This is a genomic window from Bacillus niameyensis, from assembly GCF_001375535.1.
GTDB classification, from domain to species: Bacteria; Bacillota; Bacilli; order Bacillales; family Bacillaceae_C; genus Lederbergia; species Lederbergia niameyensis.
Window position 1 is genome coordinate 4086271 of sequence record NZ_LN831197.1, and the last position, 14409, is coordinate 4100679.

Here is a 14409-nt window from a genome sequence, read left to right on the forward strand (position 1 = left end):
TTGTTGGATGCCTTTATTATATTAGCTCAAAAGCAGTATAAATGATAATCGACCAAACAATACCTGTTAAACATCCGAAGAACACCTCAGCTGGTTTATGTCCAAGCAATTCCTTTAGCATCGTAAATTCTTCCTGTTTTTGCTTTTGATCTCGTCCTTGCCATGCGTGAAAATCAGTTATCATTCTTTGAAAATCTCCGCGCAACCTATTTAGGACAGCAGCATGTTCACCAGCCTGCCTGCGAACTCCAGTTGCATCGTACATGACAATACCAGCAAAGACGGCGGAAATAGCAAAGAAGATAGAATCAAGCCCTGTCTCCATGGCGACACTCGTTGTGAGAGCGGTTACCCCTGCGGAATGAGAACTCGGCATTCCCCCTGTAGAAGTAAGCAACTTCCAGTCTAATTTTTTTGTCATAATAAATTGTAGTGGAACTTTTACAAACTGGGCGAAAAAGATGGCGGAGACCGCAATCCAAAGTGGATAATTATATAGGAGACTCATAATTGACTAACATCCTTTCTCGGTTGTTTAAGAAGTTATAAAATTAGAGGATATGTGTAGCTTAAACAATGTGTATATTCGTCCAGTTCCAGAGAATAAAGACTAGCAAGCTTTTACGCAGCTTCCTACGATGAAGTCGATATCGGCTTATTCTTCGCCGTTCATCCTTAACATAGAAGTTTGTACGTCGATGAGCAATGCGCTTGCACTTTTGTTCATTGTCACAAATTGACGGTTCCATATATAATACCATAAAATTTTTAGAAGGAAAAATAAAAGTAAAACTTCGGAGATCGTAACAATCTTCGTCTATAATAGGTAATGAAACAAGATCTATGAGGACATTGAATTGGAAGGTGAAGAGATGTTTATTGTAAAAAGTGAAAATCCGTTTCAAAGCACGTCAGAGTGTATGTTGATTGGATTGTATGACAAAACGGAGAAATTTTCAGGTGGACTAGCTGCCTTGGACGAAATGTTTGCGGGAGATTTGACTGAGCTAGTAAAGTCAGGAGATATTTCAGCAAAATATAAATCGGTTTCAGTCATTCACTCTTTAGGCAGAACTGGTATAAAACGACTAGTATTTATTGGACTTGGAAAGGAAAAGGATCGTACTCTTAATGACGTTAAAATTGCATTAGGGGCAGCTTGTAAAAAAATCGACGGCATGCGGTTGAAACAATTTTCAGTCGCTATTGATACTTTTACAAATGCCGAAATTTCAGAAGCAGATGCGGCTCTTATTTTTAGTGAAGCGTACATATTATCTACCTATAAGTTTGCCGGATATAAACAACGTTCAAATGAACCTGATGTTAAAGTCGAGTCAATTCATGTGTTCACGGAAGCTGACCAACAGGAAGTAGTTAGTGCACTAGAAATTGGTCAAGCTTATGGAGAGGGAACAAACTCAACTAGAACGCTCGTCAATCTTCCTGGGAATATGTTAAAGGCTGTTGACTTAGCGGAATATGCTCGCAGTCTTGGTGAAAAACATGAGCTTGAGGTGGAAATTTTATCAAAAGAAGAAATTGAAAAGCTCGGCATGGGCGCGCTATTGGCAGTCAACCAAGGTTCCACAGAACCACCGTTTATGATCACTTTGAAATATCAAGGGAAGTCAGAATGGACAGATGTCATCGGTTTAGTTGGAAAAGGAATCACATTTGATACAGGCGGTTATTCATTGAAGCCCAAAGACGGCATCGTTGGAATGAAAACGGATATGGGAGGAGCAGCAGCAGTATTAGGTGCGATGGAAATTATCGGGAAACTTCGTCCAGAACAAAATGTAGTTGCTGTCATTCCAACGACTGACAATATGGTAAATGGAAATGCTTTTAAACCGGATGATGTTATTACATCGATGAGCGGAAAAACGATTGAAGTATTAAATACCGATGCGGAAGGCAGATTAGTTTTAGCTGATGCGATAACCTATGCGAAACATAACGGCGCAAATTTTTTAGTCGATATAGCAACCTTAACGGGTGGAGTTATTGTTGCCCTCGGTCTTGATAAAACAGGGGCTCTGACTAATAACGAAGAACTATTTGAAAAAGTGTTAATGGCATCTTATGAAGCGGATGAATTCATCTGGCGTCTCCCATATACAGAGAAAGATAAGGAACGAGTGCGCAGCAGTAAAATCGCCGATTTAAATAACTCTCCTGGACGCGAAGGCCATGCGATTATGGGTGGTGCTTTTGTTGGTGAATTTGTGGAGAATACTCCATGGGTGCACCTTGATATCGCAGGTACTGCGACAATAAAATCTGCCCATGAACTCGGCCCAGACGGCGCAACTGGAGTTATGGCCCGTACGTTAGCATTGCTAGTAGAAAATTTTGATGAGGGTGAGAAAAAATAGATTTTCCCGAAGCGTCACGAGAACTCCTCTCGTGGCGCATTTCCTATGAAAAACTCGAGCCTATGTGCCATGGGAATCTCTCATGCCCCATTCTCATCAAAAAGAGGGGCCAACGGGCCATGAGAACTCTCTAGTCTTGTCCCATTGATCTAATTTAAACATACTCCTCTAACTGCGCCCCTCTTAGCACTAGAAAATCCCCCATTGACAACAACACAAAATAAGGTTAACCTTATCATTATATTTTATCACTCTACCAATTTAGCAAGCTAAAGAATTTAAAAAAAGAAGGTTTTAATATGAATGCTGTTGTTATTGCTGTTATCGTTATGTTGATTTTAAGTTTACTACGAGTGAATGTTGTCTTTGCCTTAATTGCCGGGGCGTTTGTAGGCGGATTAACTGGGGGCTTAACCGTTAGTGAATCGATAGATGCCTTTAGTGCCGGGGTTGGCGGCGGAGCCAATATTGCTTTGAGTTATGCTTTACTTGGTGGTTTTGCTGTTGCTATTTCTAAAGCAGGACTTCCGGAATGGCTTGTGGAAAAGGTTTTGAAAATCGTTAGTAAAAAAGAAGACTCACGTGGAAGAGAGTTATCGAAGACATTAATCGTTTTTGTGATTTTCACGATTTCATGTTTTTCACAAAATTTAATCCCGATTCATATTGCCTTTATTCCTTTGCTCATTCCACCTTTGCTTTATATAATGAATGAGCTTCAAATTGATCGCCGACTCATTGCATGTGTGCTGACATTCGGTCTTACGGCTCCATATATTTTACTACCAGTTGGTTTTGGTCAGCTGTTTCAACAATTATTAGTCGATAATATTTCTAAAAATGGCCTGGATGTGCAATTGTCGCAAATATCGGGAACTCTTCTCATTCCTGTTGGTGGAATGTTTCTAGGATTACTCTTTGCTATATTCATATCTTATCGTAAGCCACGCAGTTATCAATCTAAGTCAGTGACAGAAAATCAGGAAAAAGAGGGATATACGATCCGTGGTGTAATTTTTTCTCTTATCGCCATTATTGTCACGATGATCGTTCAAATTGTGACAGACTCGATGATCTTTGGGGCTCTTGCTGGAATAACCGTATTGTATATTACAAGATCGATTCGTTGGAGCGAAGCCGACTCTTTGTTTTCGCAAGGAATGCAAATGATGGCTTTTATTGGATTTACAATGATCGCTGCGTCTGGATTCGCAGAGGTTTTAGATAAAACAGGTGATGTAAATGAGCTTGTCCAAAATGCTGCAAATTTAATTGGAGACAATAAATCATTAGGAGCCCTAATTATGTTGCTAGTCGGTCTTCTTGTTACGATGGGAATTGGTTCATCATTCTCTACGATCCCAATCATTGCAACGATTTTTGTCCCGCTTGCTCTAGAGCTTGGTTTTAGCCCGCTTGCAACAATTAGCATCGTAGGAACAGCAGCCGCATTAGGCGATGCGGGATCACCAGCTTCCGATAGTACACTTGGACCTACAGCAGGGTTAAATGCCGATGGAAAGCATAATCATATTTGGGATTCCTGTGTTCCAACATTTTTGCATTATAATATTCCACTCGTCATTTTTGGTTGGATTGCCGCCATGATTTTATAGTAGGAAAACTGGGGGAATTGCCCAGTCCATCCGCCTTCTTGTCGCATAAACAAATAGGGAAGAGCTTTTGCTCATAGACAAAGGAGGTAGCTAAAATGATGAATCATTATCGTGGTCCAGAACCTTATCCTGCAAATCGCTTTTTCTTCGGGGCTCCTTTATTAGGAGGATTTGTAGGGGGGTTGCTCGGCGGTGGAATTGCTAATGCATTTTTACGACCGCGTCCGTACTACCCAGGTTATCCACCACGACCATACCCTTATGGAGCTGGTCCATACGGTGGTTACGGAGGTTATCCAGGTTATCCACCTGGTCCAGGTCCGTACGGCGGTTATGGTGTCCCATACAGATAGAGTGGAATGACTTGGAGAACAATGCTCCAGATTAATAATAAAATGGGTAAGTTCCAAAGCCCTCTTAGTTGGGGGCTTTACCTTGTGCCGACGGGTAGTCGTACATTGTACAGATTTCTACGCAGAATGAGTTGACTTTTCAAATCACCCAAACTGCCTTCTTCTTTAAGTACTTGTTTTTTTAAAAGCTAAATAAAACATAATTAAAAAATATTTATATTAGGGTGTCCTTTTGGATTCTATTGATCAAAAATCCTTGCAAATGACAACGGAAACAGAAGGAATAGTCAAGGCCGTCACAAACCGCCCCCTAAATAATTTAGTGAAAAAAGGTCATGAGTCTAACTCGTGGCCTTTATTACTTATAAAATCCATAAAGTTCGGAAACAATAATTGATATGACCATGTTTCTGATCGATTTTCATATAAGTTTTAAGGAGTAAGAAAAAGGGAAAAGAGTAAATTAATTCTCCAAATGAGGAGGAATATTATGGACATGTGTAGAAATAGTGATAACGATAAGAATAATTCCCAAAAATATAGTGATGAGGTGGTAAAAATGCTTTCAATGCCTCTGACAAAAGCGGCTCCAACTAAAACAGTTGGTAGAAAGATTGTAAAAAATCCAAAGAAAAAACGGAGTGCTCTTGAGATTTCAAATTCCATTGGTGTTCATGGTGCTTTCGGACGAACCCTATCGGAACTACATAAGCAAGGGAGATAGGTATGGACTTTATTATCGGGGGAGAACAAGTTGATCAGGAAGATTTCTCTGGAGCATCTATTTATTTAGATGCTTGTTTTATATTGGCTTTTTTGGATCTAGATGATGATCGTCGCCCTGAAGTTGCAAGAGTGCTTGATGTTTGGTCAGATCATCCAGGAGTAATTTTAGGGGTTAGTAATCATACTATAGCTGAAGTAATCAATCGACTTTTTCAAATGAATATTTTAGGAGCATTAGAAACCTATCATCGAAACAATAAACTCATCAACCAGACAAGAGATGGCCTTAATAAATTATCTTTCGAACAGAGAATTAAATTGTTAGATATAGATGGTATTAGATTTTTATACGGCTTGGCAAAACGTGAAGAAATCATTAGCTTCTACAATAAAAATATCAATATTCATGTAAAAGTAATGGAATTAATCAAATTAGCCAAAAAAGATGAAGAAAATCGAAAAAAATTAGATGTCTTTTATCGTGCAGCAGTTGATACCTTTGAAGAATTCATTCATATGATGACGGTTGAGGCAGGCTTTGAAGTAGTCGAAATTTTGGACTCAACAGGAGATATATCATATTTCGCAGCTACAGTATTTATGAAACAATTTCAACTGGATATTACCGATTCTTTCCATTTGGCGATCGCTCAAGAAAATGAATATAATTATCTAGCGACACTTGATGGGGATTTTCTGAATCATTTCTATTCTAGAGAGGCCTCTTTATCAACTAGAATTATAAAAGTGGCATAGCATAGTCTTTATTTATTTACTTAAACAAAAACACTTCCATAGCGGGAAGTGTTTTTGATGTATATATGAGTAATATATGTCTATTTTTAACATTTCTAAAAAAACGCCACTCTATTTTTTGAAGCTATGGTATCATTTTGATAGGACTATATCCTTAGTAGAAAAATGGAACTACTATCTAACTTTAACCATATGAAAACAATAAAAAGGTGAATATACAATGAATGAATTCAATCGTAATGTTCAAACATCCATCAATGTTCAGAAACAAGCCAATCTGATTTGGAACGTAGCCGATATTTTACGCGGCCTTTATAAGCCACATGAATATGGGAAGGTTATACTTCCAATGACGGTCATTAAACGCCTACATGATACGTTAATGCCAACACGTGAAGCCGTTTTAAAAGCGGCTGAACAATTTAAAGATATGAATGAAACAATGCGCAATCGATTCTTGGAAAAAGCTTCTGGCTATTCTTTCTATAATACGAGTCTTTATACATTTGAAACATTGCTTGCAGATCCAGCCAATATTGAGGTTAACTTTAAAGCCTATTTAAACGGTTTCTCTGATAATATGCAAGATATTATTGCAAACTTTAAATTTGATATGGAAATTACCAATATGGCAGACAATGACGCATTGTACCATGTCATCACAGAATTCAATAAAAAAGAATCATACTTAGGACCTGACAAAGTGACAAGTACAGATATGGGGTATATTTTCGAAGAGTTAGTCCGAAAATTCTCGGAGAGTTATAACGAAGAAGCAGGAGCCCATTTCACGAGCCGCGATATTATTTATTTAATGACAGACTTGTTATTAGCGGAAGACCGCGAAACGTTAACTGGGGAAGATGTCGTGAAAACAGTGTATGACCAAACAATGGGAACATCGCAAATGCTATCGGCGATGATCGAGAGGATTCATGACTTTAATAAGAGTGCGGAAGTACGTACCTTTGGTCAAGAAATTAATCCAGAAACATATGCAATTGCGAAAGCCGATACGATGATTCGCGGCGGAAATCCTGACAATATGGCTTTAGGTAGCACATTATCCCATGATCAATTTGAAGGCTATACATTCGATTACTGCATTTCCAATCCTCCTTTTGGAATTGACTGGAAAAAGGATAAAAAGAATGTTGAAGAAGAACACCGAAAAGGAGAAAATGGCCGTTTTGGTGTCGGGTTACCGAAAATTAGTGATGGTCAATTGTTATTTCAGCTCAATGGAATTTCTAAATTGAAAAAAAAAGGGCGGATGGCGATTGTTCATAATGGTTCGGCTTTGTTTTCAGGAAATGCCGGTGGTGGCGAAAGCGCGATTCGTCAATATGTCATTGAAAATGATTGGTTGGAAGCGATAGTGCAATTGCCAACAGATTTGTTCTATAACACAGGCATCTCAACATACGTTTGGATCTTGACGAAAAATAAATCGGCTGAACGACAAGGCAAAGTTCAATTAATTGATGCTTCTAAAATGTTTGAAAAGCGTCGTAAAAGTATTGGGGAAAAGCGTGTCGATATAAGTGAAGAATGTCGCAAAGTGATTGTTGAGGCTTATGGAGAATTTGGTAATAAAGAATATTATTTGGATGAAAGAATGGTAGAATCCAAAGTATTTGACAACGAAGAATTTGGCTTCACGAAAGTAACCGTCGAGAGTCCTGAACGAGACGCAGAAGGCAACATCATTTTGAAAAAGGGAAAACCAGTCGCCGATACAAAATTACGTGATACAGAAGATATTCCGTTGAGAGAAGATATCCAAGCCTATTTTGAACGCGAAGTAGTACCTTTCAATCAAGATGCTTGGATGGATCGTAAAAAAGACAAGATTGGGTATGAAATCCCATTCACTCGCTTGTTTTATAAATACACAGCCCCAGAGCCATCTGAAGTGATCGCGGAACGTATTAAAAAATTGGAAGAATCGATTGTAGCGAACTTTGAGGCGTTGTCTGGTAAGGATGTGAGTAGTGGTGAGTAGGGAGATGAAGGATTCGGGGGTTGAATGGATTGGAGAAATTCCTAAGAGCTGGAATATTTCTAAAAGCAAATACTTTATTAAATTACATTCAGGAGAACCTATAGAAAAACAAATAGAAAAAAATGATGAGTTTCCATATCCTATTTATGGCGGAGGTTCTTTACTGGGATATACAAATAAATATAATGTCAATGAAAGTAACCTATTAATAGGCCGTGTAGGTAGCGCTGGAAAAATAACTGTCCTCAAAAATAATGCTTGGGCAACAGATAATGCATTAATTGTAAATCATTTTAACATAGATAAAAGTTTTCTTGCCTTTTTACTTGAAGCTATGAATCTACAAAATCTATCTACTTCCAATGCTCAACCTTTAATTACATCGAGTAAAGTTCTTAAACAATATATTGCCTATCCAGATATCAATACACAGAAACGCATTGGGGAAAAAGTCAAAAAAAGTACTGAAAAGATTGATGGAATTATCAAAAATACTCAGCATTCCATCGAAGAATTAAAAAAATACAAGCAATCCTTAATTACAGAAGCCGTAACAAAAGGGTTGGATAAGAATGTAGAAATGGAAGACAGCGGGATTGAATGGATGGGGCATATTCCTAAGAACTGGGATTTAACGAAAATTAATAGATTATTTTCTATTAAAAAAGATATTGCCAATCAAACTGGCCACGATGTATTATCTGTCACTCAATCTGGATTGAAGGTTAAAGATATCAGTCGAAATGAAGGACAAATGGCTGCAGACTATAGTAAATATCAAATTGTTAAGCCGGGGGATTTTGTAATGAATCATATGGATTTATTAACTGGCTGGGTTGATGTAGCAACTCAAGAAGGTGTTACGAGTCCAGATTATAGAGCTTTTCACGCAAGAAATGGAAAATTAGTTTTCAGTAAGTTTTATTTATATGTATTCCAAGTATGTTATATGAATAAGATTTTTTATGGATTGGGGCAGGGAGTTTCCAATCTAGGCAGATGGAGATTACAAACAGATAAATTTTTAAATTTCTATTTACCTCTTCCATCTCTGAAAGAACAAAAGGAGATAGTTGAGTTTTTGGATAGTAAACTATTACAGATAAATTCTATGCTTGAGCAAAAGGAGCAATTGCTAAGCGAACTAGAACACTACAAAAAATCCCTAATCTACGAATACGTCACGGGGAAAAAAGAAGTCTAGGGGGTGATGGGTTTGGTTGAAACGAAAGAAATTCGTTTTGAACAAGATATTGAAACAAGTTTAACGCAGTATGGTGGATGGCAAAAAGAGAGATTCCAAGATTCACAATTTAATGCGTCGATTGGACTTGATTTAGATAAGTTGCTAAATTTTATTCAGGAAACACAACCGAAACAATGGGAACGGTATGAAAAGATTTATAAGGAAGACACCCGCCGAAAGTTTTTGAAACGGTTCAATGAAGAAGTAAACATGCATGGGTTGCTACATGTTTTGCGTAATGGCATCAAAGACCGTGGTGTTCCCTTAAAAGTTGCCTACTTTAAGCCTGTTTCCGGGTTGAATTATGATGTGCTCGAAAAGTATGAGGCGAATCGTTTTACGTGTACACGTCAATTTGCTTACAGTCCGAAAAACCGCAATACGATTGATATGGTGCTTTCTTTAAACGGGATTCCGATTGTCGCCCTAGAGTTGAAAAACCAGTACACAGGTCAGTCGGTTGAAAATGCAAAAGTACAATTCCAAAAGGATCGTGATCCGAAAGAATTGGTTCTTCGCTTCAATACCAGATTTTTAGTGTATTTTGCTGTAGACCATTATGAGGTCTTTATGACGACGAAATTAGCGGGGAAGAAGACGTATTTCCTGCCGTTTAACCAAGGCTCCAATGGTCCAGGCCATGTCGGCGGAAAGGGTAATCCTAAAAATGCAGACGGTTATCCAACAGCTTATCTTTGGGAACAAGTCCTTCACCGTGACAATGTCATGGACATTATTCAGCGCTTTATGAACTTGGAAGTGAAGAGGGAAAAGGAAGGAAATCGGGAAGTAACGAAAGAAACACTCATTTTTCCTCGCTATCACCAGCTTGATGTTGTCCGCAAACTGCTTGCCGATGTGAAAGGGCATGGCAGTGGCGAAAATTATTTAATCCAACATAGTGCAGGGTCTGGAAAGTCTAACAGTATCGCTTGGCTCGCCTACCATTTAGCTTCTGCTCATGATCAGGAAAATAACCCGATTTTTACCTCGACGATTATTGTAACAGACCGTACTGTTTTAGACCGGCAATTGCAAAACACGATTATGAGTTTTGATCATACAACAGGACAAGTCGAGACAATTGATGACAAGAAAACGTCGCAGGATTTAAAAAATGCGATCAATGATGGTAAGAAAATTATTATTACAACGCTGCAAAAGTTTCCGATTATTTATCAAGAAGTTGATGCCGCAAGTGGCAGAAATTTTGCGGTGATTGTCGATGAGGCCCATTCTTCGCAAACAGGGAACAGCGCTCAAAAGTTAAAAGCGGCTTTAGCTGATAAAGAAGCGACACTAAAAGAGTTTCAAGAGATTGAAGAGGAAATTGAAAATACTACTTTAGATGATCAAGATGAGTTAGTGAAAACGTTACTTGCTCAAGGACACCACCAAAATTTAAGTTTCTTCGCTTTTACGGCAACACCGAAAGAGAAAACGATTGAAATGTTTGGAACGAAACAACCAGATGGCAGTTTTGCACCTTTTCATGTGTATAGCATGCGCCAAGCGATTGAAGAAGGCTTTATTTTAGATGTATTGAAAAACTATATGACCTATAAAACATCTTACAGGATTGCAAAGGAAATTGAGGATAATCCTGAACTCCCGAAGACAGAAGCAGTTCGGGCGATTGCGCGTTATCAATCTTTTCACCCTTGGGTATTGCGCCAAAAAACAGAGGTTATGGTGGAACAATTCCGGGCCGTTACAATAAAGGAGATTGGCGGGCGTGGGAAAGCGATGGTTGTCACACCATCTCGTTTACATGCTGTGCGCTATATGCAAGAATTCAAATCATACATTAAAGAAAAGGGCTATAAGGACTTGGATGTGTTAGTTGCTTTCTCTGGTTCTGTTACGGATGAAGGTGTGGAATATACCGAACCAGGGATGAATATTACACAGGGCGGAGAACGGATTAAAGAAAATCAATTAAAGGAAGCCTTCCATACAGATGATTTCAATCTTTTAATTGTTGCTGAAAAATATCAGACAGGTTTTGATGAACCGCTACTCCATACGATGTTTGTCGATAAGAAATTAAGCGGTGTGAAGGCAGTTCAAACATTATCACGCTTAAACCGCACGATACCAGGGAAGAAAGATACGTTTATACTAGATTTTGTCAACAGTGAAGAAGAGATTTTACAAGCTTTCCAGCCGTTTTATGAAGTCACCACTTTAGATAGTGAAATCAATATTAACTTAATTTATGATACACAAAGTAAATTGAGGAAATATGCGATCTATAATCAAGAGGATATTGATCAAGTATTGACGCTTGTCAAACAGGCGCAGAAGAAACAAGATGAACGTTTGTTAGGACGGATTTCCAGCCTGTTTAAGCCAATAATTGAGCGGTATGAGGATCTTCCGAAAGATACTCAATATGAGTTTCGTGTTACGTTGCGCAATTTTGGTAAATGGTACAATTATATTTCTCAATTAGACCGCACGTTTGATAGGCAACTTTTAGAAGAAAGCATTTTTACAAACTATCTTTTAAAGTTCATTCCGAAAGAACAACGGGAAAAAGTCGATATCACTGATAAAGTTAAACTGGAATATTACAAACTACAAAAGGATTTTGAAGGCGAGATCATGCTCGTCGCAGAAGACTCTGAAAGTGGAATATTAAGCAATCCGAAAGAAATAAATGCAGGGATTAAACCACCTGAGGAGCGGGATTCCCTAGAAGAAATCATTTATCGTGTGAACGAACGCTTCCCAGATGAATTCACAGAGGCTGATAAGGTGTTGTTGGAAACCTTATATAAATCATTTAAACAGAAACCGGATGCAAAAGTAGTGAATATGGCGAAGAATAATAGCGCAGAAATGTTTATTCACAATTTGTTTAAAGATGTTTTTCAAGATAAAGTAATGGATGAATACGCACAAGGCCAAAGTGCATATGGGAAACTATTTGGGGCTGACGAAAATTATTATAATGTAGTGTACTCACTATTAGCGAAAGATTTATATAGGTGGTTTAGAGCTCTAGAGTAGGAAAGGTATTAAAGGAGGTCCCTTGGTACTGTGATATTTTACTGCACTGAGGGACTTTAATAAAATATACATGTGAAGGTCGCCTCATAAGGGGGCTTTTGTGATTAGGAAGGGAAAAGTTTAAATGGAAAAGCAAACATTAATCGAAACTCTTGGAATTGAATTTCTTGAAGTAGGGCACGGAAAAGTAACGGCAACGATGCCTGTAGATGGACGAACGAAACAGCCATATGGGTATTTGCATGGGGGAGCATCTGTTGCACTTGCCGAAACAGTTGCTAGCTATGGTGCTACAACGATGATTGATTTAGAAAAAGAAATTTGTTTTGGCTTAGAGATTAATGCAAACCATGTTAAAGCGAAAAAAGATGGCATTGTTACAGCTACAGCTGAAGTACTCCATAAAGGGAAAAGTACGATGATATGGGATGTCAAAATTAAAGATGAAGAAGAGCAGTTGATTTGTGTGTCACGATGTACGATCGCGATTGTTCCCAAAAAGTAAAAAGATAGTATTAATGGTTAATACAGGTAGGACAGATAAAGAAATTGTTGTCGATCATTTAGACTTGACCAATGGACATATTCATATCATCGGGGATGGGAAACTAACCATTTATGTTACGAACAAAACGACGTTTGGAAGTGGAAGTACGATAAATAGAAATGGGGATGTTAACAAATTCAATCTCTTTCTAAAAGGTTCTCAAGGTCTACTTTTACGCGGGAGCCAAGAGATTTATGGTTCCATTTATGCGGAAAAAGGAGACATAGACCTTGGTGCCGGTGCTGGTGTAAAAGGAAATTTATTTTCTGGTGGTCAAAGTTTTAAAGTATCTGGAGGAACTTGGGCTACTTCACCTTTAATATTCGCCCCATATGCGCACTTTGATCATTCAAATGGCACAATTAACGGTACTCTTATCGCCAAGTCATATAGCGGTACAGGAGGAGCGACACTTCATCAGAAAGATATGGATTTTATAAAAGGCCCCATTTCAATTGAAGGCATTAATAAAGAAAATGGTAACAACAATCCAACAGAATGGCTTATAAAGAAAAAGCAATTACTCGAGAAAGAATAGAATCTGCCAGCATTTTAAAACAAGCAGGAGAGAATAGGACTTATTTCTCTCCTGCTTGTTTGATTACCGCGATATTTAGGTTTTACCTGCTATCCTCTACAAGCCATCTTTTCGCGTTTTCTCACCTGTCTTCGCAAGGTCATCTCGTACACTCCGTTCCGCTAGTTTCACACCGGTATTGTACGCCGCTCGGCTAATAAGGTGCCCGGCAACAGGAGCGGTGATGAAGATAAACAAGATTCCTAATAATAGTCTGGCGTTGATAATGCCGTCCTCAGCATAATAAAAAATTAATGCTCCCACTAGAGTGAAGAGAACTCCTAATGTTGTCGATTTAGAGGCTGCGTGATTCCTTGAATAGACATCGGGAAGTCGAATGACTCCGAAAGCAGCTACAATGCTTAGAAACGTACCAATTAAGATGCAGATTGCAATAATCCATTCAATTGCGCCGTTCATTTTCAATGATCTCCCCTTTCTCTAAAAACTTGGAGAATGCAATCGTTCCAATAAAGGAAAGAATCCCAAATAGCAAAATGACATCTAGATAGGCAGATGTGTTTAGGATCATAGAGACGAGAGCCGTAATAGCTGCCAAGTTAATTCCCATTGCATCAAGAGCAACAACACGGTCTGGGACGCTTGGCCCCTTAATAACACGAATAAGTAAGATGAGTGAAGAGAGGGAAAAGCCGACTAAAGCAATTTTAAAAATAATATCTAACATTAGCGGCTCACCTCCAAAATGGCTTTTTCAAAGGAGTTTTTAATCCCTTCAATAGCATCCTCGACTTCTTGTATATCAATCGCATGGATATACAATGTTTGATTATCGTCGGACAACTTCACAACTAGTGTCCCAGGAGTTAATGTAATCAAGTTTGCAAGCAAAGTAATTTCCCAACCGGACTCGAGCTTCGTTTGTAAAGCGAAAATTCCTGGACGGATATTGAGTTTTGGACGTAATACTAGTTTTAATACAGCAAGATTGGATAGAAATAATTCTTTGATAAAAATTAGCAGCAATTTTACAATCGCTATTACCCTCCATAAATAGAATCTCGAGTTGAAAAAGCGCCGCATAATTAAAAGAATCAAAAGCCCAAGCAAATATCCGATTAAAAAGGTATTGATCGAAAAGGAACTTTCAAAAATCATCCATAAAAATGCAAGTAAAAAATTTAATAATATTTGAAAAGCCAATGTGCGTGCCTCCTTTGGCCCAA

14 protein-coding genes are annotated in these 14409 nt (G+C 38.3%); 10 read left to right on the forward strand and 4 right to left on the reverse strand.

Features of this window, described 5'->3' with window-relative positions; translation table 11 throughout:
• Nucleotides 1-16 precede the first annotated feature (16 nt).
• Entirely contained in the window at nt 17-508 is a 492-nt protein-coding gene (locus BN1243_RS18750) for a divergent PAP2 family protein (RefSeq protein ID WP_062109418.1), read from the reverse strand.
• Nucleotides 509-872: 364 nt separating this feature from the next.
• On the opposite strand from BN1243_RS18750, the gene BN1243_RS18755 reads away from it, so the two are divergent.
• From BN1243_RS18755 to BN1243_RS18800, 10 genes are all read left to right on the forward strand, one after another.
• A complete protein-coding gene (locus BN1243_RS18755) occupies nt 873-2381 on the forward strand; it encodes a leucyl aminopeptidase (RefSeq protein ID WP_062110779.1) in 1509 nt (502 codons plus the stop codon).
• Between the two features lie 299 nt (nt 2382-2680).
• Complete coding sequence (locus tag BN1243_RS18760; RefSeq protein WP_062109420.1) at nt 2681-3997, forward strand: Na+/H+ antiporter family protein; 1317 nt, start codon at nt 2681-2683, stop codon at nt 3995-3997.
• Between the two features lie 95 nt (nt 3998-4092).
• On the forward strand, nt 4093-4350 hold the full coding sequence (locus BN1243_RS18765) for a hypothetical protein (RefSeq protein ID WP_407638867.1): 258 nt from the start codon (nt 4093-4095) through the stop codon (nt 4348-4350).
• Between the two features lie 490 nt (nt 4351-4840).
• Entirely contained in the window at nt 4841-5074 is a 234-nt protein-coding gene (locus BN1243_RS18770) for a hypothetical protein (RefSeq protein WP_062109422.1), read from the forward strand.
• Nucleotides 5075-5076: 2 nt separating this feature from the next.
• Nucleotides 5077-5832 (forward strand): type II toxin-antitoxin system VapC family toxin, encoded by a 756-nt coding sequence (locus tag BN1243_RS18775; protein WP_062109423.1) that lies wholly within the window; start codon nt 5077-5079, stop codon nt 5830-5832.
• Between the two features lie 220 nt (nt 5833-6052).
• Nucleotides 6053-7837 carry a type I restriction-modification system subunit M gene (locus BN1243_RS18780; RefSeq protein WP_062109427.1) on the forward strand — a complete coding sequence of 595 codons (1785 nt, stop codon included), beginning with the start codon at nt 6053-6055 and terminating at the stop codon, nt 7835-7837.
• Nucleotides 7830-9041 carry a restriction endonuclease subunit S gene (locus tag BN1243_RS18785; protein WP_062109428.1) on the forward strand — a complete coding sequence of 404 codons (1212 nt, stop codon included), beginning with the start codon at nt 7830-7832 and terminating at the stop codon, nt 9039-9041. Before BN1243_RS18780 ends, BN1243_RS18785 begins: the two co-directional genes overlap by 8 nt.
• Before the next feature lie 12 nt (nt 9042-9053).
• The gene (locus BN1243_RS18790; RefSeq protein WP_062109430.1) at nt 9054-12098 is read left to right on the forward strand and encodes a type I restriction endonuclease subunit R; all 3045 of its coding nucleotides are present in this window, start codon (nt 9054-9056) and stop codon (nt 12096-12098) included.
• A gap of 124 nt (nt 12099-12222) precedes the next feature.
• Nucleotides 12223-12603: a PaaI family thioesterase gene (locus BN1243_RS18795; RefSeq protein ID WP_062109432.1), complete on the forward strand. Its 381-nt coding sequence runs from the start codon at nt 12223-12225 to the stop codon at nt 12601-12603.
• A complete protein-coding gene (locus BN1243_RS18800; protein ID WP_230200257.1) occupies nt 12587-13183 on the forward strand; it encodes a DUF7305 domain-containing protein in 597 nt (198 codons plus the stop codon). The genes BN1243_RS18795 and BN1243_RS18800 overlap by 17 nt, the downstream gene beginning before the upstream one ends.
• Nucleotides 13184-13279: 96 nt before the next feature.
• Here BN1243_RS18800 and mnhG read toward each other — a convergent pair whose 3' ends face one another.
• The 3 genes from mnhG to BN1243_RS18815 are packed head-to-tail and all read right to left on the reverse strand — an operon-like array spanning nt 13280 to nt 14386.
• On the reverse strand, nt 13280-13642 hold the full coding sequence (gene mnhG / locus BN1243_RS18805) for a monovalent cation/H(+) antiporter subunit G (protein ID WP_062109436.1): 363 nt from the start codon (nt 13640-13642) through the stop codon (nt 13280-13282).
• Nucleotides 13626-13910, reverse strand: a complete 285-nt coding sequence (locus BN1243_RS18810; RefSeq protein WP_062109438.1) for a Na(+)/H(+) antiporter subunit F1 — start codon at nt 13908-13910, stop codon at nt 13626-13628. The genes mnhG and BN1243_RS18810 overlap by 17 nt, the downstream gene beginning before the upstream one ends.
• A complete protein-coding gene (locus tag BN1243_RS18815) occupies nt 13910-14386 on the reverse strand; it encodes a Na+/H+ antiporter subunit E (protein WP_062109439.1) in 477 nt (158 codons plus the stop codon). Before BN1243_RS18815 ends, BN1243_RS18810 begins: the two co-directional genes overlap by 1 nt.
• Between the last annotated feature and the right edge of the window lie 23 nt (nt 14387-14409).